An 18,353-nucleotide genomic window follows, 5' to 3' on the forward strand; every position below is an offset into this window, starting at 1 on the left:
GACTGCGCTGCCCCCCAGGGGAGCCGTCGCTTGCTTGGGGCGGCCCCTCGCGGCGTGTGGTTGACGTCCGGGCTTTCACAAAATGACCGCCAACCTGCTTGATTACGATCTGGAAGGGCTGGCGGCCTTTTGCGAAGGGCTCGGAGAAAAACGCTTCCGTGCCACCCAGCTTTTTCGCTGGATTCACCAAAAAGGCGCAACAAATTTCGATCAGATGACCGATCTCGCGAAGTCGCTGCGTGAAAAACTTCCCGCTTCCGCCCATATCCAGAGCCTGAAGGTGGTGTCACGCCACGATTCAGCCGACGGCACCATCAAGTGGCTGTTCGATGTCGGTGCCGGCGATGTGATCGAGACGGTTTTTATTCCCGAGTCCGACCGCGGCACCCTGTGCATTTCCTCGCAGGCGGGCTGCGCCGTCGGTTGCCGCTTTTGCTCTACCGGCCACCAAGGCTTTAGCCGCAACCTGAGCACTGCCGAGATTACTGGCCAGCTCTGGTTTGCCGAGCACTTCCTGCGCCAGCACCTGGGCCGGAGCGAGCGGGTGGTTTCTAACGTCGTGATGATGGGCATGGGCGAGCCGCTGCAGAACTATTCGCAGCTACTGCCGGCCTTGCGCGTCATGCTGGATGACCATGCCTACGGGCTGTCGCGCCGGCGCGTGACCGTATCGACTTCGGGCGTGGTGCCCATGATGGATCGTCTTGCTCAGGATTGTCCGGTGGCCTTGGCGGTGTCGCTGCACGCGCCGGAAGACGCCCTGCGCAGCAACCTGGTGCCGCTCAACAAAAAATACCCGATTGCAGAGTTGCTCGATGCCTGCAGCCGTTATCAGAGCGCCGCACCCCGCGACTTCATCACCTTTGAATACTGCATGCTCGATGGCGTCAACGACCAGGCCGAACACGCTCAGCAACTGGTGGATTTGATGCAAAAACATTCGGTGAGCGGTCTGTCGTGCAAGTTCAACCTGATTCCGTTCAACCCGTTCCCTGCTTCGGGACTGAAACGCTCCAGCATGCCGCAGGTGATGGCTTTCGCGAAAATCCTGATCGATGCGGGTATGGTGACCACGGTGCGCAAGACGCGCGGCGACGATATTGATGCGGCTTGCGGTCAACTGGCCGGCGACGTGCAGGACCGCACCGGAGTACAACAACGCATGGCGTCACAGCGGCAGGGTATGCTCAAGGGCATCAAGGTAGTTTCCAGGGAGGTCGGTGTATGAAGCTTGTCCGTGGCGTGATCTGGCTTTGCGTCTGTTGGGTGGCCGTGCTGATGGCCGGCTGTGCCGCCAATCCGGGCGCCGCGTGGGGGCCCGGCGGGCGCGCCGAGATCATGACCGAGTCGGACGAAACAGATGGCCGCAAGCGCGCGCGCATTCGCCTGGAACTTGCCGCCAATTATTTCCAGCAGGGCCAGACCAATGTGGCGCTGGATGAACTCAAGCAGGCGCTGGCCGCCGACCCGACCTTTGCCGATGCCCACAACCTGCGCGGCCTGGTCTACATGCGCATGAACGACAGTGCGCTGGCCGAAGACAGCTTTCGCAAAGCCATGGCGCTGAATCCCCGCGACGGAGACGTGCTGCACAACTATGGCTGGCTGCTCTGCCAACAAAACCGGTACGGCGAATCAATCACGCTGTTTGGTCGCGCTATCGCCATGCCCCAGTACGGAGGGCAGGCTAAAACACTGATGACACAAGGCATTTGCCAGATCAGTGCTGGCCAGATGGCCGAAGGTGAGCGTAGCCTGTCGCAGTCCTATGAGCTCGATGCCGGGAACCCGATCACTGCCTACCACCTGTCCAGGGCGCTTTTTCAGCGCGGCGACTTGTCGCGGGCACAGTTTTACATCCGTCGCGTCAACAACAGCGACTTGGCCAGGGCTGAAACGCTTTGGCTGGGTATCAAGGTGGAGCGCAGCCTGGGTAACCGCGAAGCCATGTTGCAGTTGGCGGACCAGCTGAAAAAACGCTACGGTGGGTCGCGCGAGGCAGCAGCTTATGACAAAGGGGCCTTCAATGAGTGAATTTGATGGCCAAGGGTCAGGCCGCTCCGACATGCCGCTGGCGGCGTCTCCGCGAGACGAATCTCCAGCGCCTGCCGAAAGCGCTGGAACCCTGCTCAGGCAGGCGCGCGAGGCGGCTGGCCTGCACATTGCTGCCCTGGCCGTCGCGCTGAAGGTACCGGTGAAAAAACTCGAAGCACTTGAGGCTGATCGGCTGGACTTGTTACCCGATGCGGTTTTTGTGCGTGCACTGGCGTCAAGCGTTTGCCGCACACTCAAAATGGATGCGGGCCAGGTGCTGGCGCTTTTGCCACAAACCGGCAAGCCGCGCCTTGTTTACCAGCAGACCAGCATCAACACACCATTTCGCTCCCCGAGTGATGGACCTGGCCCCTCCCTGTGGGCGCAGGTGTCCCGGCCGGCGGTTCTGGCAGGGCTGCTGCTGTTGCTGGGTGCGCTGGTACTGATTTTTTTGCCGGCTGTTCAGCAGCAGGAGATGGCGGTCCTGCCCCTGGCCGGCATCTCTGCGCCCGCTCCACAATCGGCGCCGGTCAGAGTCGCTGCGGCTCCCGCGCAAGTGCAGCAAAGCCCCAGCCCCGCGGTGCCGGAAAGCCCGGCGGCTGCGGTGGGTGTCATGTCTGCCGCGCCTGCGATGGCCCCCGGTTTGTCGGCAGGTGCCACGCTTTTAATGCCGGCTGCGAGTCCCGTCGAGGCACCGGCCGCCACAACTGCGCAAGCACAAGCACCGGCGGCAGCCAATGGCATCATCATGTTCACGGCCAAAGGGCAATCCTGGGTTGAAGTCACCGATGCCAAAGGGTTGGTGGTGTTGCGTCGCACGCTGGCCGCCGGTGAGGCAGCCAGTGCCTCGGGCGTCCTGCCGCTGGCAGCCGTGGTCGGCCGGGTCGATGCCACCCAGGTGCAGGTGCGTGGCCGTCCCTTCGATCTGGGCGCGGTTGCCAAAGACAACGTCGCACGTTTCGAGGTGAAATAGTGGCCGCCTGTCTACCGGTGGAATCGGCTGCGCCCAAGGCACGTGTGTCCTCGCAGGCGCGGGTGGTCTGGGGCTCGCGCGTGGTCACGGTGGGCGGCGATGCGCCGGTGCGCGTGCAATCCATGACCAACACCGACACCGTCGATGCGATCAGTACCGCCATCCAGGTCAAGGAGCTCGCTCTGGCTGGCTCGGAGATGGTTCGCATCACCGTCAACACGCCCGAAGCGGCCCAGGCTGTGCCTTATGTGCGTGAGCAGCTAGATCGCATGGGCATTGACGTGCCGCTGGTCGGCGATTTTCACTACAACGGCCACCGCCTGCTGACGGATTATCCAGCGTGTGCCGAGGCCTTGTCCAAATACCGCATCAATCCCGGCAATGTGGGCAAGGGCGACAAACACGACAGGCAGTTTGGTCAGATGATCGAGGCGGCCGTTCGCTGGAACAAGCCGGTGCGTATTGGTGTCAACTGGGGCAGTCTGGACCAGGAACTGCTGGGCAGCCTGATGGACGACAACAGCCGCCGCCCCCAACCCTGGGACGCCAAACAGGTGATGTACGAGGCCCTGATTACCTCGGCGATTGATTCCGCCATGCTGGCAGAAAAAATGGGCATGGATAAAAACCAGATCATCCTGTCGTGCAAGGTCAGTGGTGTGCAGGACCTGATCTCGGTGTACCGCGAACTGTCAAAACGCTCGCGATACGCGCTGCATCTGGGCCTGACCGAGGCCGGCATGGGCACCAAAGGCACGGTGGCCTCCAGCGTGGCGCTGGCGGTGCTGCTGCAGGAGGGCATTGGCGACACCATCCGTGTGTCGCTCACCCCGCAACCCGGCGAGGCGCGCACGCAGGAGGTCCTGATTGCCTCCGAAATCCTTCAGGCGCTGGGGCTTCGCAGCTTTGTGCCCAGCGTCACGGCCTGTCCCGGTTGCGGCCGCACCACCAGCACCACCTTCCAGGAACTGACCAAAGAAATCGACGACTTCCTGCGCGCCCAGATGCCAGTTTGGCGCGAACAATACCCTGGCGTTGAAAAGCTCAAGGTTGCCGTGATGGGTTGTATCGTCAACGGGCCAGGCGAGAGCAAACATGCCGACATCGGCATCAGCTTGCCGGGATCCGGCGAAGCACCGGCCGCGCCGGTCTATATCGACGGCGAAAAAAGTGTGACTCTGCGCGGCGACCGCATTGCGCAGGAGTTCCGGGTGATTGTCGAAAATTACATTGAAAAGCGCTTTGGCACGCAAGTCGCCCAAGCCGCTGATTGAGCGTTTCAAAACGCATGACAGTCGGAACGCTCAATCCCTCACCCCGGCCCTCTCCCAAAGGGCGAGGGTGAGAACCGTCCAATTCACTGTCGTGTATTTCGAAAAGATCAATAAGAAACCCCGTGGCTGAAAAACTGACTGCCGTCAAAGGCATGAACGACATATTGCCGCCCGATTCGGCGCGCTGGGAATGGCTGGAAGACAAAGTCCGCGCCATGATGAGGCGTTACGCCTACCGCAACATCCGCACACCGATCCTGGAGCACACGCAGTTGTTTGTGCGCGGCATTGGCGAAGTCACCGACATTGTCGAGAAGGAAATGTATTCTTTCGACGACCGTGCCGACAAGGACGGCAAGCATGACCAGTTGACCATGCGGCCGGAAAACACCGCCAGCGTGGTGCGCGCGGTGACCGAACACAATTTGCTGTACGAAGGCGGCAAACGCCTGTATTACATGGGACCCATGTTTCGCCGCGAGCGTCCGCAGCGCGGTCGTTATCGCCAGTTTCATCAGATCGGCGCCGAGGCCCTGGGCTTTGCCGGGCCTGATGTCGATGCCGAACTGATCCTGCTCGCGGCGGCACTCTGGAAAGAACTAGGTCTGAACGACTGGCGGCTGGAGATCAACAGCCTGGGCCAGCCCGAAGAACGTGCGCAGCACCGCGCCGAACTGATTGTCCACCTGGAACAACATGCAGACCTGCTCGATGAAGAAGCGCGCAGGCGCCTTCACAGCAACCCGCTACGTATTCTCGACACCAAAAACCCGGCAATGAAAACCGTCGTGGACAGTGCGCCACGGCTGCTCGATTTCCTGGGCCCCGAATCACTCGCGCATTTTGAAGGCTTGAAAGCCATTCTCGATGCCAACGCGGTGCCCTGGACCTTGAATCACCGGCTGGTGCGCGGGCTCGACTACTACAACCTGACCGTGTTCGAGTTTGTGACCGACCGCCTGGGCGCCCAGGGGACGATTTGCGCAGGCGGCCGTTACGACTATTTGATTGAGCAGATGGGCGGCAAGGCCGCGCCTGCGGTGGGCTGGGCGCTCGGCGTCGAGCGTGTGCTGGAACTCATCAAGGAGCAGGGCACGGCCATTGAACTGCCGGTGCCAGATGCTTACGCCATCATTGGCGACGCGGCGGCCTGGCCCGCTGCCTCGTGTGCCTTGCAGGCACTGCGTGCCGCAGGTGTCAGCGTGCAAATGCACGCCGGCAGCGCCGACGGCATGGGCAGCATGAAGTCCCAGTTCAAGAAGGCCGACGGCAGCGGCGCGCGTTTTGCGCTGATTTTTGGACAGGCCGAGCTGGCAGACGGCTGCGTGGCGGTCAAGGCCTTGCGCGGAGACAAGGGCGATGCTGTGCAAGCCCAGGTGCTGCAGCCGCTGGACGCCATTGCCTCCTGGGCACAGGGCTTGCGCAGCGCCGGCTGACACGCACCCTACAATCGACACTCCTTGTTGGGCAACAACACATCTACCGGACAGAACAAAAAAGCGCTTTATGGCAAAACATCTCGATTTGGAAGAACAGGAGCAGCTTGACGAGCTCAAGCACTTCTGGAAGCGATACGGCAACCTGATCACCTGGGGTTTGATTGCCATCTTCGGCACCTTTGCCGCATGGAACGGTTACCAGTACTGGCAGCGCAGCCAGCAGGCGCAGGCCGCCGTTATGTACGACGAGGTCGAGCGCGCTGCCGCGTCGGGTGACGCTGGTCGGCTGGATCGTGCGCTGGCCGACATGAAGGACAAATATGGCAGTACGGCCTTTGCGCAGCAAGCCGGACTGCTAGCCGCCAAAACCTATTACGACAACGGCAACATCGATGGCGCCAAGGCCGCCTTGACCTGGGTGGCCGACAAAAGTGCCGACGAAGGTTACCTGGCGATTGCCAAGCTGCGGTTGGCCGGGGTGCTGCTCGAAGCCAAGGCCCATGATGAAGCGCTGCAGCAGTTGTCGGGCACCTTCCCCAAGGATTTCACGGCACTGGTGGCAGACCGGCGCGGCGACATATTTGCTGCGCAAGGCAAAAAAATCGAAGCCAAAGTCGAATACGAAAAAGCCTACAAAGGCATGGACGAGCGCACGGAATACCGGCGCCTGGTCGAGGTCAAACTCAATGCGCTCGGCATCAATCCGTCAGCGACATTGCCCGCCCCTGCAGCAGCCGCTGCAGCTTCTCCCGCGTCCGCCACGGAGGTCAAGCAGTGATTCTCAAGTCTTTTAGGCCTCTGGCCCATGCTGGTAAAGCGCCAGCAGCTATTATTTTAATAGCAATGTTATCCGGTTGCTCAATGTTCAGCGGATTTTTTGGCGGCTCCGTCAAGAAACCGCAACCAGCCGAATTGCAGCCTGTGGTCGCGCTGGTGCCGGTCAGGCAAGCCTGGACCGCCCGCATTGGTGAAGTCAGCTTTCCGCTCGAAGTCGAGGTAGCGGGTGACACGGTGGTGCTGGCCAGCGCGGACGGCACGGTGGCGTCACTCGACGCCCGCACCGGACGCGACCTCTGGCGCACCAACATCGGCACGCCGATTGCCGCCGGTGTCGGCAGCGACGGCAAGCTGGCCGCCGTGGTGACGCGCGCTAACGAAGTGGTGGCCCTTGCCAGCGGCCGCGAAGTGTGGCGCCAGAAGCTGGCGGCGCAGGCTTTCAGCTCGCCTTTTGTCGCTGGAGGACGGGTTTTTGTGCTGGCCGCTGACCGGTCGGTCAATGCCTTTGACGGCCAAACCGGACGCAAGCTCTGGACCCAGCAACGCCCCAGCGAGCCGTTGGTGCTGCGTCAGTCTGGTGTCATGCTGGCCGTCGGCGACACGCTGGTGGTGGGCCTGGCCGGCCGGCTGACCGGGCTGAACCCGCTCAATGGCAGCATCCGCTGGGAAGCACCGATTGCCTCGCCGCGCGGCATCAATGATGTGGAACGGCTGGTGGACCTCGTCGGCACGGTCAACCGCAACGGCAACACCGTGTGCGCCCGAGCCTTCCAGGCCAGCGTCGGCTGCGTCGATGCCGCGCGCGGCACTTTGCTCTGGAGCAAATCCGCCAACGGCGCTCAGGGCGTGGACGGTGACGACAGCCTGGTGTTTGGCACCGAGGCCGACGGCAAGGTGCTGGCCTGGCGCCGCAGCGATGGCGAAAGTGCGTGGAGCACGGACCGCCTGCGCTACCGCAACTTGACCTCACCGGTGGTGGTGGGACGCTCCATCGCCATTGGCGATTCAGCCGGTTTTCTTCACCTGCTGTCGCGCGCTGACGGCTCCGTGATGAACCGCCTGAGCACCGATGGCTCGCCAGTGGCGGCTTCGCCGGTGCTGGCAGCCAATACCTTGATTACCGTGAGCCGATCAGGCGCCGTGTTCGGTTTCGCCCCTGAATGACGCTTGTTCGTGGACGATGTGCTTTCCACCCGTCCATGACACAAGCATGAGGTCCAACCAGCCGTAATCCGGCTGTGAAAAGTATTGATGAAACCTGTTCTCGCCCTGGTCGGTCGCCCCAATGTGGGCAAATCGACGATTTTTAACCGGCTGACCAAGTCGCGCGATGCGATTGTGGCCGACTACGCCGGCCTGACGCGGGACCGCCATTACGGCAACGGCCGCCTGGGTTCACAGGAGTTCATCGTCATCGATACCGGCGGCTTTGAGCCCAAGGCCATCGACGGCATTTACAAGGAAATGGCCAAGCAGACCCGGCAAGCAGTGGCGGAGGCCGATGTCGTGGTGTTTGTGGTGGATGCACGCGCTGGCGTGAACGCCCAAGACCACGAAATTGCCAAGTATTTGCGCAAGCTTGGCAAACCGACGGTGCTGACGGCCAACAAGGCGGAAGGCATGACCGAAGGCGTGCAACTGTCCGAGTTTTTCGAGCTCGGCCTGGGTGAAGTTCTTGCCGTGTCCGCATCCCATGGCCAGGGCATGCGCACGCTGGTGGAGATGGCCCTCGCGCCCCTGAATCTGCCGGATCCGGACGAGGAGGGCGAACCCCCCGATCCAACCGTGATCAAATTAGCGGTTGCCGGCCGGCCCAATGTGGGCAAATCGACACTGATTAACACCTGGCTCGGTGAGGAACGCCTCGTTGCCTTTGACCAGCCGGGCACAACGCGCGACGCGATCTCGGTGCCCTTCGAAAAGGCCGGCCAGAAATTCGAACTGATTGATACTGCAGGCCTGCGCCGCAAGGGCAAGGTCTTTGAGGCCATCGAGAAGTTCTCCGTGGTCAAGACTCTGCAGGCCATCGAAAGCGCCAATGTGGTGCTGCTGCTGCTGGACGCGACCCAGGGCGTGACCGATCAGGACGCCCACATCGCCGGCTACATCCTGGAAAGCGGCCGCGCGGTGGTACTGGCGGTCAACAAGTGGGACGCGGTGGACAGCTACCAGCGAGAAATGCTGGAGCGTTCGGTCGAGACGCGCCTGGCTTTCCTGAAATTTGCGTCCATCCACAATATTTCCGCGATCAAGCGGCAGGGTCTGGGCCCGGTCTGGAAGTCCATCGTGCAGGCCCACGCCTCGGCCAACCGCAAGATGTCCACCCCGGTGCTGACCCGCCTGCTGCTGGAGGCGGTGCAGTTTCAGAGCCCGCAGCGGGCCGGCATCTTTCGCCCCAAGCTACGTTATGCCCACCAGGGAGGCATGAACCCGCCCATCATCATCGTCCACGGCAATTCGCTGGAACATGTGACAGACGCCTACAAGCGCTTCCTGGAAGGGCGCTTTCGCAAGGAGTTCGAACTGGTAGGCACGCCGTTGCGCATCCAGATGAAATCGTCGAGCAACCCTTTTGCTGACAAAGATTCAGCCTGAAGACCTGCGTCCCGCCGCATGGCGTGTGGTAAGGTCAAGTTCTATCAACTCTTGAACACGGAAAATATCGTGAGCAATAACAAAGGTCAGCTGTTGCAGGACCCGTTCCTAAACATTTTGCGCCGCGAGCACGTACCGGTTTCGATTTATCTCGTCAACGGCATCAAGCTCCAGGGCCAGATCGAGTCTTTCGATCAATACGTCGTGCTGCTACGCAACACCGTTACCCAGATGGTTTATAAGCATGCGATTTCGACCATTGTCCCCGGCCGTGCCGTCAATTTCGCTGCGGCTGAAGCTCCGGAAAGCCCAGCCAGCTGAGGCCTCTGGACACTCCCTCTACATCGCCCCCCCTGGCCATCTTGGTCGGGGTTGATCTGGGCGTTCCCAATTTTGATGCCGGCCTGGAAGAGCTGGGCCTGCTGGCCCAGACGGCCGGCCTGCAGCCGGTTGCTCGCGTGGTGTGCAAGCGGCGTGCGCCCGATGCCGCGCTGTTCATCGGCACTGGCAAGGCCGACGAAATCAAACTCCTGGCCCTGGAAACAGGCGCCAGCGAAATCCTGTTCGACCAGTCGCTGAGTCCGGCCCAGCAGCGCAACCTTGAACGGGTGCTGGGTCTGCCAGTCAACGACCGCACCTTGCTGATTCTTGAGATTTTTGGCCAACGCGCGCGCAGCCACGAGGGCAAGCTGCAGGTCGAGCTGGCGCGCCTGCAGTACCTGTCCACACGCCTGGTCCGGCGCTGGTCCCACCTGGAGCGACAAACCGGTGGCGCCGGTGTGCGCGGCGGTCCCGGCGAGAAGCAGATCGAGCTCGACAAACGCATGATCGGCGAGTCCATCAAGCGCACCAAGGAACGCCTGAGCAAGGTCAAGAAGCAGCGGCAAACCCAGCGCCGCCAGCGCGAGCGGCGCAATGCCTTCACCGTGTCGTTGGTGGGGTACACCAATGCGGGCAAGTCCACGCTGTTCAATGCGCTGGTCAAGGCACGTGCCTACGCGGCTGACCAGTTGTTTGCCACGCTGGACACCACCACGCGCCAGCTCTACCTGGGCGATGCCGCGCGCTCGGTCTCACTGTCCGATACCGTGGGATTTATCCGCGACCTGCCGCACGGCCTGATCGACGCGTTCGCCGCTACCTTGCAGGAGGCCGTCGATGCGGATTTGCTGATCCATGTGGTGGATGGCGCCAACCCGGATCATCTGGAGCAGATCGAGCAGGTACAGCGCGTGCTGGCAGAAATCGGCGCGGCCGATGTGCCTCAAATTCTGGTGTTCAACAAGCTCGATGCCCTTGAAAAATCGCGCTGGCCGCTGCACCTGAGTGACAGCTTCGAGGTCAAGGATGCGTTTTCCGATACCGGTCAACGCGTCGAGCGTGTGTTTGTCAGTGCCCAAAGCGGCGAGGGCGTGCCCCTGCTGCGCGAGTTGCTGGCCCGGCATGCTGCGCTGCCGCCGGCCGAAGATACCCCCCAAATCAGTGAGGCTGTCGCCTGATTAGGCACAATGTCGGAGTAATAAAAAAATGAGCCTGATTCCATGAACCTGAACCCTGTGCTACAGACACTGACGACCCTTCCGGCCCGACTGGGGCAACGCTTGCGGGGAATGTTCAATCTGAACGATCCCCGCTGGGGCCGCGACGACGACAACAAGGCGGGTCCGGACGAGAACAAACCAGAGGCTGGACGTGATGAGCCGGCGCCAGCCAAACCACCGGCGCCGAATCGCCCTCAGCCCCAGGGCCCGAACCAGGGACCCCCGGATCTGGATGAACTGTGGCGTGATTTCAACCGCAAGCTCGGTGGTCTGTTTGGCGGCAACAAGTCCGGCCAGCGCACCCGAGGCACCGGCGGCATGGGTGGTGGCGGTGGCAGTGGCGGCCCTGGCAGCTTCCAGCCTGACATGAAAAGCGCCGGTATCGGCGTCGGCCTGATCGCCGCCGTGGCGGTATTGATCTGGCTGGGTACCGGGTTTTTCATCGTGCAAGAGGGTCAGCAGGCGGTGATCACCCAGTTCGGCAAGTACAAATCGACGGTGGGCGCGGGTTTCAACTGGCGCCTGCCTTACCCGGTGCAGCGCCATGAGATGGTGGTGGTCACGCAGATCCGCTCGGTTGATGTCGGTCGCGACACCGTGATCAAGGCTACCGGGCTGCGCGAATCGGCGATGCTGACCGAGGACGAAAACATTGTCGAGATCAAGTTCGCCGTGCAGTACCGCCTTAGCGATGCGCGGGCTTATTTGTTTGAAAGTAAGGACCCGGCTGGCGCTGTGGTGCAGGCCGCTGAGACCGCCGTGCGTGAAGTGGTCGGCAAGATGAAGATGGACTCGGCCCTGGCCGAGGAGCGCGACCAGATCGGCCCGCGCGTGCGGGTGCTGATGCAAACCATCCTGGACCGCTACAAGGTCGGCGTGGAAGTGGTCGGGATCAACCTGCAACAAAGCGGTGTGCGTCCGCCTGAACAGGTGCAGGCTTCGTTTGACGATGTACTCAAGGCCGGCCAGGAGCGCGAACGCGCCAAGAACGAAGCCCAGGCCTACGCCAATGACGTGATCCCGCGTGCCGTGGGTTCCGCCTCACGTCTGAAGGAAGAGTCCGAGGCCTACAAGGCGCGCATCGTGGCACAGGCCCAGGGTGATGCGCAGCGCTTCCGCTCGGTGCTGGCCGAATACCAGAAAGCCCCCCAGATAACCCGCGACCGCATGTACACCGACGCCATGCAGCAGGTCTACACCAACGTGACCAAGGTGCTGGTGGAGTCCAAACAGGGTTCCAACCTGCTGTACCTGCCGCTCGACAAGATCATGCAACAGTCGGCGCAGAGCGGTCCCGCTGCGAGCAGCGATGCCGCCACGTTGCCAGGTGTTGCCAGCGTGCCCTTGGGTTCTGGCGTGCCTGCCAGCACCGTTGATTCACGCGTCCGGGATGCAGCACGCACCCGCGACCGCGAAACCCGTTAAGAGGACAAGATCGTGAACAGAGTTGGATTTATCGCCTCATCCCTGTTGGTGCTGCTTGCACTGGCCAGTTCCATGTTGTTTGTTGTTGATCAGCGCCAGTTCGGTGTGATCTATGCGCTCGGACAGATCAAGGAAGTCATCACCGAGCCCGGCCTGAACTTCAAGTTGCCGCCGCCTTTTCAGAACGTCTCGTACATCGACAAACGTCTGCTGACGCTCGATAGTACCGATGCCGAGCCGATGTTGACTGCCGAGAAGCAGCGTGTCGTGATTGACTGGTATGTGCGCTGGCGCATCACCGATCCGTCGGAATATATCCGCAATGTCGGGCTGGACGAGCGGGCAGGGGCCAATCAGCTCAACCGTGTGGTGCGCAATGCTTTCCAGGAAGAAATCAACAAGCGGACCGTGAAAGACCTGCTGTCCCTCAAGCGCGAGGCTTTGATGGCCGATGTCAAGACCGAGGTGCTTCAGGTGGTGCGCGGCGCCAAGCCCTGGGGTGTGGACGTGGTCGACGTGCGCATCACGCGCGTGGACTACGTCGAGGCCATCACCGAGTCGGTCTACCGCCGCATGGAAGCCGAACGCAAGCGCGTGGCCAACGAACTGCGCTCCACCGGTGCTGCCGAAGGCGAGAAAATCCGCGCCGATGCAGACCGCCAGCGCGAGGTCACCATTGCCAACGCCTACCGCGATGCCCAGAAAATCAAGGGTGAGGGTGACGGCCAAGCCGCTTCGGTCTACAACGAAGCCTTCGGCCGTGATCCGCAGTTTGCCCAGTTCTACCGCAGCCTGGACGCCTACAAGGCCAGCTTTGCCAAGAAAAGCGACGTGATGGTGATTGATCCTTCGTCGGAATTCTTCAAGGCCATGCGCGGATCGGGCACAGGCGCCGCGCCGTCGAAGAAATAAGTCCTGGGCGTGGACAGCAGCACGATCTGGCTCGCCCTGGCGTGCCTGCTGGTGATTGAGGGGCTCTTCCCGTTTTTATCGCCCGCCGGCTGGCGCCGGATGTTCGAGCAAATCCTCAGAATGAGCGATGGGCAGATCCGCTTTTTTGGTCTGGGCAGCATCCTCGCTGGCCTGCTGGCCATCGCTTTTCTCCTTTGACGGCAGCGCACTCAGACGCCCCCGGCCCCAGGTATTTGCGCCGACGAGCGAGATAGGAGCCGGCCAGGGCCGGAAAGCGGCTGCAACCCCGGTAAAATCCTGTTTTTAACAGCGCTCGATAAATACATGCCCGCCTGGTCGTCATCATGGCAATTGCCGGATCAAATTGCCGATGTCCTGCCTTCCGAGGCGCGTCACATCGAAGAGCTGCGCCGTTTGTTTCTCGACACGGCGCGCAGCTACGGCTACGAGCTGGTCATGCCGCCGCTGCTCGAACACCTCGAATCCCTGCTCACCGGCACCGGTGAGGCGCTGGATCTGCAGACTTTCAAGCTGGTCGACCAGCTTTCCGGCCGCACTTTGGGCCTGCGTGCCGACACTACACCGCAGGTGGCACGCATCGACGCCCACCTGCTCAATCGCCAGGGCGTGGCCCGCCTGTGTTACTGCGGCCCGGTGCTGCACACCCGCGCCGACCGCCCGCATGCCACGCGCGAGCCGTTGCAGTTCGGCGCCGAGATTTACGGCCACGCCGGCCTGGAGGCCGACCTGGAAGCGCAGTTGCTGGCGTTGGAGTGCCTGAGCGCCGCTGGCGTCACCCAGCTCTCGGTCGACATGGCCGATGTGCGCATTGTCAGCAGTCTGCTGGCCGGCGCCAAGGTCAGTCCGTCCATGCTGGCGCGCATCCACGCCGCACTGGCGGTCAAGGACGCCAGCGAGCTGTCCAGTCTGATGTCCAGCCTCAACGGCGAGCTGCCTGCGGCGGCGCGAGAGGGTCTGCTGGCGCTGCTCCAGCTGTATGGCGACGACAAGGTGCTGGCCGATGCTGATAAAGCCTTCAAGGCGGTGCCCGAAGCACGCCAGGCCTTACAGAGCCTGAAATGGCTGGCGACCCATGTGCAGGCGCTGGCCAGCCCGGTCCGCATCGCCTTTGACCTGGCCGACCTGCGTGGTTATGCCTATTACAGCGGCACACGTTTTGCCATTTACGGCCATGGCCAGCGCGATGGCGGGCAGGGTGCCGAGCTGGTGCGTGGCGGCCGTTACGACGAGGTCGGCGCGGTGTTCGGGCGCAACCGCCCGGCCGCCGGCTTCAGCCTGGACCTGAAGGAGCTGGTCAGCGTGCTGCTGCCCAAACCGCTGCGGCCGGCCATCCGTGCGTCCTGGGGCGAGGATGCGAGCCTGCGCGCTGCGATTGCCAGATTGCGTGCCGGCGGCGAAACCGTGGCCTGCGTGCTGCCGGGCCATGAACATGAAGTCGACGAATTCGATTGCGACCGCGAGCTGGTCAGCCTGGCCGGCCAGTGGCAGGTCCGGCTGCTGGCGAAAACGCCGGCCTGATCGCCGTACCGCGCCCGCATTCCCCATCCATTCTTAACGAGTAAACGAAGATGACAAAGACAACTGCCGCAACCGCCGGCCGCAACGTGGTGGTCGTGGGCACCCAGTGGGGTGACGAGGGCAAGGGCAAGCTGGTGGACTGGCTGACCGAAAGCTCGCAGGGCGTGGTGCGTTTCCAGGGCGGCCACAACGCCGGCCACACGCTGGTCATCAACGGCGTCAAGACCGCGCTGCACCTGATCCCCAGCGGCATCATGCGACCCGGCGTCAAGTGTTACATCGGCAACGGCGTGGTGTTGTCGGCGGACAAGCTGTTTGAGGAAATCGAGGGCCTGGAAAAAGCCGGTGTCGAGGTGCGTTCGCGCCTGCGCATCAGCGAAGCCTGCCCGCTGATCCTGCCCTTCCACGTGGCGCTCGACGTGGCACGCGAAACCCGCCGTGAAACAGGCGGTGCCGTGAAGATTGGCACCACCGGCCGCGGCATCGGTCCGGCCTACGAAGACAAGATCGCCCGCCGCGCGCTGCGCGTGCAGGACCTGAAACACCCCGAACGGTTTGCCGCCAAGCTGCGCGAACTGCTGGACCTGCACAACTTCGTGCTGACCGGCTACCTGAAGGCACCGGCCGTGGAATTCCAGCCGGTGTACGACGAGGCTATGCGCCACGCCGAACTGCTCAAGCCCATGATGGCCGACGTCTCGCGCGAGCTCAACGATGCCAACGCCAGCGGCGCCAACCTGCTGTTCGAGGGCGCCCAGGGCACGCTGCTCGATGTGGACCACGGCACTTATCCGTTCGTGACATCGAGCAACTGCGTGGCCGGCAATGCGGCCGCTGGCGCCGGTGTCGGGCCGGGCATGCTGCACTACATCCTGGGCATCACCAAGGCCTACTGCACGCGTGTGGGCGGAGGTCCGTTCCCGACCGAACTCGACTGGGAAACACCGGGCACACCGGGTTACCACATGAGCACCGTGGGTGCCGAAAAAGGCGTGACCACCGGTCGCAGCCGGCGCTGCGGCTGGTTCGATGCGGCGCTGCTCAAGCGCTCGGCCCAGGTCAACGGCCTGTCGGGCCTGTGCATCACCAAGCTCGACGTGCTCGACGGCATCAAGACGCTGGAGCTGTGCACCGGCTACGAGCTCGACGGTCGTATCACCGACATCCTGCCTATGGGCGCCGAAGAAATTGCCAGTTGCAAGCCAATCTACGAGAGCCTGCCGGGCTGGACCCAGAGCACAGTGGGCGTCACCGACTATGGCAAGCTGCCCGAGGCGGCCCAGCGTTATCTCCAACGCATCGAGGAGGTCACCGGTGTGCCCATTCACATGATCTCGACCAGCCCCGACCGCGACCACACCATCCTGCTGCGCAACCCGTTTGCAGTCTGAGACGCCTTGTAAAAAATGTAGTCCAATCGGCCTCCAGCCCATGAGGGGCGGGCGCCACCAGCTATCAAATCAGGACCTTTTCCATGTTGACCGAAGACGGCAAACACCTTTACGTCAGTTATGACGAGTACCACAACCTGATTGAAAAACTGGCGATTAAGGTCCACCAGTCCGGCTGGCAGTTCGACACCATCCTGTGCCTGGCCCGCGGCGGCATGCGGCCCGGCGACATCCTCTCGCGCATCTTCGACAAGCCACTGGCGATCATGTCCACCAGCTCCTACCGCGCCGACGCGGGCATGACACAAGGCAACCTGGACATCGCGCGCTTCATCACCACCCCCAAAGGCGAGATCGCCGGCAAGGTGCTGCTGGTGGACGACCTGGCCGACACCGGTCACACGCTGAACGCCGTGATTCATCAACTGCGCAACAACTACCAGCCGATCACCGAGCTGCGCAGCGCGGTGATCTGGACCAAGGGCGTGTCCACTTTCCAGCCCGATTATTCGGTCGAGTTTTTGCCGACCAACCCGTGGATCCATCAGCCGTTTGAAGGGTATGACGCGCTGCGGCCCGCTCAACTCCTGGAAAAATGGAAAATATAGCCCCCACGGGCGCTCACTTCGTGGCGCTCTCTGCACCTTGCAGGCCGCCGCTCGCCGGAGGCTTCGCTTCTGATGCCTGTCCAAACCTGCCCAAGCAGGTTTGGAGCCGCAGGCAACAGCCCCGAGGGGGCGCTGCGCCTGTGGACTGGCAAAGCCAGATCGGCGGCCCCTGCTTGAAAAGACATGCCTCTGCGGACATCGCTTTTGTCCATTCGTCCTGAGCTCGTCGAAGAATTCCCCTGGGCCGCAAACATCGCTGCCTCATGGGACCTCATCTGTGAACGCTGGGGCTATTGCACCAGCCGTTAACATCGGTGCATGAGCGACAAGTCCACCCAACTGATACACCACGGCTACAAGCCGCCCGCCGGCTTTGATGCGGTCCAGCCCGCCATCCACAAGGCCTCGACGATCATCTTCCCCAGTGTTGCCGCCCTGCGCCAGCGCGACTGGAAACACAAGACCGGCTACACCTACGGCCTGCACGGCACGCCGACAACCTTCATGCTGGAGGAGCGCATCGCCACGCTGGAAGGTGGCCAGTTCTGCACGCTGGTGCCCAGCGGGCTGGCGTCGGTGGTGCTGGTGGACATGGCGCTGCTCAAGGGCGGCGACCAGGTGCTGATTCCCGATAACGCCTACGGCCCGAACAAGGCCTTTGCGCAACGTGAGCTTGCCGGCTGGGGCGTCAACTTCGCGTATTACGACCCGATGTCACCGGCCGATCTGGCAGCGAAACTGACGGCTCGCACGCGCCTGGTCTGGCTGGAAGCGCCGGGTTCGATCACGCTGGAGTTTCCCGACCTGCCGGCGCTGGTAGCTGTCGTCAAGGCGCATGCCGATGCTCATCCACAGGGCATCGTGACCGCGCTGGACAACACCTGGGGCGCGGGCATCGCCTTCAATGCTTTTGAGCTCGGCGTCGACATCTCGGTGCAGGCCCTGACCAAGTACCCCAGCGGCGGCGCCGATGTGCTGATGGGCTCGGTGGTCACCCGCGATGAGGCCCTGCACCAGTTGGTCCACTTCTGCCACATGCGTGTGGGTTACGGCGTCAGCGGCAACGACGCCGAGCTGGTGCTGCGCGGCCTGAACACCATCGTCATGCGTTACGCGGCGCAGGACGCCACCACACGCGCGCTCGCTGGTTGGCTGCAGCAGCAGCCGCAGATCGAGGCGGTGCTGCATCCCGCGCTGGCCGGCTCGCCGGGCCATGCGGCCTGGCAGCGCGACTGCACGGCCGCTGCCTGCCTGGTCAGTGCGGTGTTCAAACCCGGCTACAGCCAGGCCACGCTGGACGCCTTCTGCGACAACCTGAAACTGTTCAACATCGGCTACAGCTGGGCCGGCCCGATCAGCCTGTGTGTGCCCTATGACGTGCCTGCCATCCGCACCACGGCCTGGGCCCATCCAGGCGGGCTGGTGCGTTTTTCCGTCGGGCTGGAAGCGCTGTCCGACTTGCAGGCCGACCTGGCCCAGGCGCTGTCCCTGATGCAGTACAGTTAGGACATATTCCTGAAGAAAGCACGCCGTGGCAACTCCCAATTATTCCTACGAAAAACGCCAGAAAGAGCTGGCCAAAAAGAAGAAAAAAGAGGAAAAACTCAAGCGCAAGGCCGAAGGCAAGCCGGACCTGCCTGATGACGATACGCCCGACGGCCAGCCCGGCGATGCCGGCACCCCGCCTGCCGACTCCACCGTCTGATTCTATAGAAGGCCAGTAACAATTCTGAATCAAATCGGGCTTCAGCCCATAACCGGCGGGCGTTAACAGCTACTTTTTTGATAGCAAGCCCCACCGCCAAGGCTCCGCCGGGACAGTCACCCTGTCCCCCGGAGCCTTTT

18 protein-coding genes are annotated in these 18,353 nt (G+C 62.5%); all 18 read left to right on the top strand.

The features are described from left to right. Positions 1 to 82 precede the first annotated feature (82 nt). The 18 genes from rlmN to Q8O29_RS00740 all read left to right on the top strand — a co-directional run bounded on the left by rlmN (position 83) and on the right by Q8O29_RS00740 (position 18,213). A complete protein-coding gene (gene rlmN, locus Q8O29_RS00655; RefSeq protein ID WP_305560127.1) occupies positions 83 to 1,228 on the top strand; it encodes a 23S rRNA (adenine(2503)-C(2))-methyltransferase RlmN in 1,146 nt (381 codons plus the stop codon). Continuing rightward, complete coding sequence (gene pilW, locus Q8O29_RS00660) at positions 1,225 to 2,034, top strand: type IV pilus biogenesis/stability protein PilW (protein WP_305560128.1); 810 nt, start codon at positions 1,225 to 1,227, stop codon at positions 2,032 to 2,034. Before rlmN ends, pilW begins: the two co-directional genes overlap by 4 nt. Then, positions 2,027 to 3,007, top strand: a complete 981-nt coding sequence (locus Q8O29_RS00665; protein ID WP_305560129.1) for a helix-turn-helix domain-containing protein — start codon at positions 2,027 to 2,029, stop codon at positions 3,005 to 3,007. The genes pilW and Q8O29_RS00665 overlap by 8 nt, the downstream gene beginning before the upstream one ends. Further along, positions 3,007 to 4,281, top strand: a complete 1,275-nt coding sequence (ispG, locus tag Q8O29_RS00670; RefSeq protein WP_305560130.1) for a flavodoxin-dependent (E)-4-hydroxy-3-methylbut-2-enyl-diphosphate synthase — start codon at positions 3,007 to 3,009, stop codon at positions 4,279 to 4,281. The genes Q8O29_RS00665 and ispG overlap by 1 nt, the downstream gene beginning before the upstream one ends. Before the next feature lie 152 nt (positions 4,282 to 4,433). Beyond that, entirely contained in the window at positions 4,434 to 5,717 is a 1,284-nt protein-coding gene (hisS, locus tag Q8O29_RS00675) for a histidine--tRNA ligase (protein WP_305560154.1), read from the top strand. 70 nt (positions 5,718 to 5,787) lie between these two features. Beyond that, positions 5,788 to 6,498 carry a tetratricopeptide repeat protein gene (locus Q8O29_RS00680; protein ID WP_305560131.1) on the top strand — a complete coding sequence of 237 codons (711 nt, stop codon included), beginning with the start codon at positions 5,788 to 5,790 and terminating at the stop codon, positions 6,496 to 6,498. Beyond that, a complete protein-coding gene (gene bamB, locus Q8O29_RS00685) occupies positions 6,495 to 7,661 on the top strand; it encodes an outer membrane protein assembly factor BamB (RefSeq protein ID WP_305560132.1) in 1,167 nt (388 codons plus the stop codon). The genes Q8O29_RS00680 and bamB overlap by 4 nt, the downstream gene beginning before the upstream one ends. Positions 7,662 to 7,748: 87 nt before the next feature. Next, a complete protein-coding gene (der, locus tag Q8O29_RS00690) occupies positions 7,749 to 9,092 on the top strand; it encodes a ribosome biogenesis GTPase Der (RefSeq protein ID WP_305560133.1) in 1,344 nt (447 codons plus the stop codon). 18 nt (positions 9,093 to 9,110) lie between these two features. Further along, positions 9,111 to 9,413 (top strand): RNA chaperone Hfq, encoded by a 303-nt coding sequence (hfq, locus tag Q8O29_RS00695; RefSeq protein ID WP_305560134.1) that lies wholly within the window; start codon positions 9,111 to 9,113, stop codon positions 9,411 to 9,413. A gap of 38 nt (positions 9,414 to 9,451) precedes the next feature. Further along, positions 9,452 to 10,591 (top strand): GTPase HflX, encoded by a 1,140-nt coding sequence (hflX, locus tag Q8O29_RS00700; protein ID WP_305560155.1) that lies wholly within the window; start codon positions 9,452 to 9,454, stop codon positions 10,589 to 10,591. A gap of 42 nt (positions 10,592 to 10,633) precedes the next feature. Further along, positions 10,634 to 12,058, top strand: coding sequence for an FtsH protease activity modulator HflK (gene hflK, locus Q8O29_RS00705; RefSeq protein ID WP_305560135.1), 1,425 nt, complete (start codon positions 10,634 to 10,636; stop codon positions 12,056 to 12,058). Between the two features lie 12 nt (positions 12,059 to 12,070). Continuing rightward, the gene (hflC, locus tag Q8O29_RS00710; protein ID WP_305560136.1) at positions 12,071 to 12,970 is read left to right on the top strand and encodes a protease modulator HflC; all 900 of its coding nucleotides are present in this window, start codon (positions 12,071 to 12,073) and stop codon (positions 12,968 to 12,970) included. A 9-nt stretch (positions 12,971 to 12,979) separates the two neighbouring features. Next, the gene (locus Q8O29_RS00715; RefSeq protein ID WP_305560137.1) at positions 12,980 to 13,168 is read left to right on the top strand and encodes a DUF2065 family protein; all 189 of its coding nucleotides are present in this window, start codon (positions 12,980 to 12,982) and stop codon (positions 13,166 to 13,168) included. A 126-nt stretch (positions 13,169 to 13,294) separates the two neighbouring features. After that, positions 13,295 to 14,509, top strand: a complete 1,215-nt coding sequence (locus tag Q8O29_RS00720; protein ID WP_305560138.1) for an ATP phosphoribosyltransferase regulatory subunit — start codon at positions 13,295 to 13,297, stop codon at positions 14,507 to 14,509. 50 nt (positions 14,510 to 14,559) lie between these two features. Beyond that, entirely contained in the window at positions 14,560 to 15,900 is a 1,341-nt protein-coding gene (locus tag Q8O29_RS00725; protein WP_305560139.1) for an adenylosuccinate synthase, read from the top strand. 83 nt (positions 15,901 to 15,983) lie between these two features. Then, complete coding sequence (locus Q8O29_RS00730) at positions 15,984 to 16,508, top strand: phosphoribosyltransferase (RefSeq protein ID WP_305560140.1); 525 nt, start codon at positions 15,984 to 15,986, stop codon at positions 16,506 to 16,508. Between the two features lie 318 nt (positions 16,509 to 16,826). After that, positions 16,827 to 18,014 carry a PLP-dependent transferase gene (locus tag Q8O29_RS00735; RefSeq protein WP_305560141.1) on the top strand — a complete coding sequence of 396 codons (1,188 nt, stop codon included), beginning with the start codon at positions 16,827 to 16,829 and terminating at the stop codon, positions 18,012 to 18,014. 25 nt (positions 18,015 to 18,039) lie between these two features. Then, on the top strand, positions 18,040 to 18,213 hold the full coding sequence (locus tag Q8O29_RS00740) for a hypothetical protein (protein ID WP_305560142.1): 174 nt from the start codon (positions 18,040 to 18,042) through the stop codon (positions 18,211 to 18,213). Positions 18,214 to 18,353 lie beyond the last annotated feature (140 nt).

This window comes from Polaromonas sp., assembly GCF_030689685.1.
Taxonomy (GTDB): domain Bacteria; phylum Pseudomonadota; class Gammaproteobacteria; order Burkholderiales; family Burkholderiaceae_C; genus Polaromonas.

Coding starts and splice junctions, on each gene's coding strand:
- rlmN (WP_305560127.1), top strand. CDS start 83: ATGACCGCCAACCTGCTTGATTACGATCTGGAAGGGCTGGCGGCCTTT.
- pilW (WP_305560128.1), top strand. CDS start 1,225: ATGAAGCTTGTCCGTGGCGTGATCTGGCTTTGCGTCTGTTGGGTGGCC.
- Q8O29_RS00665 (WP_305560129.1), top strand. CDS start 2,027: ATGAGTGAATTTGATGGCCAAGGGTCAGGCCGCTCCGACATGCCGCTG.
- hisS (WP_305560154.1), top strand. CDS start 4,434: ATGAACGACATATTGCCGCCCGATTCGGCGCGCTGGGAATGGCTGGAA.
- Q8O29_RS00680 (WP_305560131.1), top strand. CDS start 5,788: ATGGCAAAACATCTCGATTTGGAAGAACAGGAGCAGCTTGACGAGCTC.
- der (WP_305560133.1), top strand. CDS start 7,749: ATGAAACCTGTTCTCGCCCTGGTCGGTCGCCCCAATGTGGGCAAATCG.
- hfq (WP_305560134.1), top strand. CDS start 9,111: ATGGCGTGTGGTAAGGTCAAGTTCTATCAACTCTTGAACACGGAAAAT.
- hflK (WP_305560135.1), top strand. CDS start 10,634: ATGAACCTGAACCCTGTGCTACAGACACTGACGACCCTTCCGGCCCGA.
- Q8O29_RS00720 (WP_305560138.1), top strand. CDS start 13,295: ATGCCCGCCTGGTCGTCATCATGGCAATTGCCGGATCAAATTGCCGAT.
- Q8O29_RS00725 (WP_305560139.1), top strand. CDS start 14,560: ATGACAAAGACAACTGCCGCAACCGCCGGCCGCAACGTGGTGGTCGTG.
- Q8O29_RS00730 (WP_305560140.1), top strand. CDS start 15,984: ATGTTGACCGAAGACGGCAAACACCTTTACGTCAGTTATGACGAGTAC.
- Q8O29_RS00735 (WP_305560141.1), top strand. CDS start 16,827: ATGAGCGACAAGTCCACCCAACTGATACACCACGGCTACAAGCCGCCC.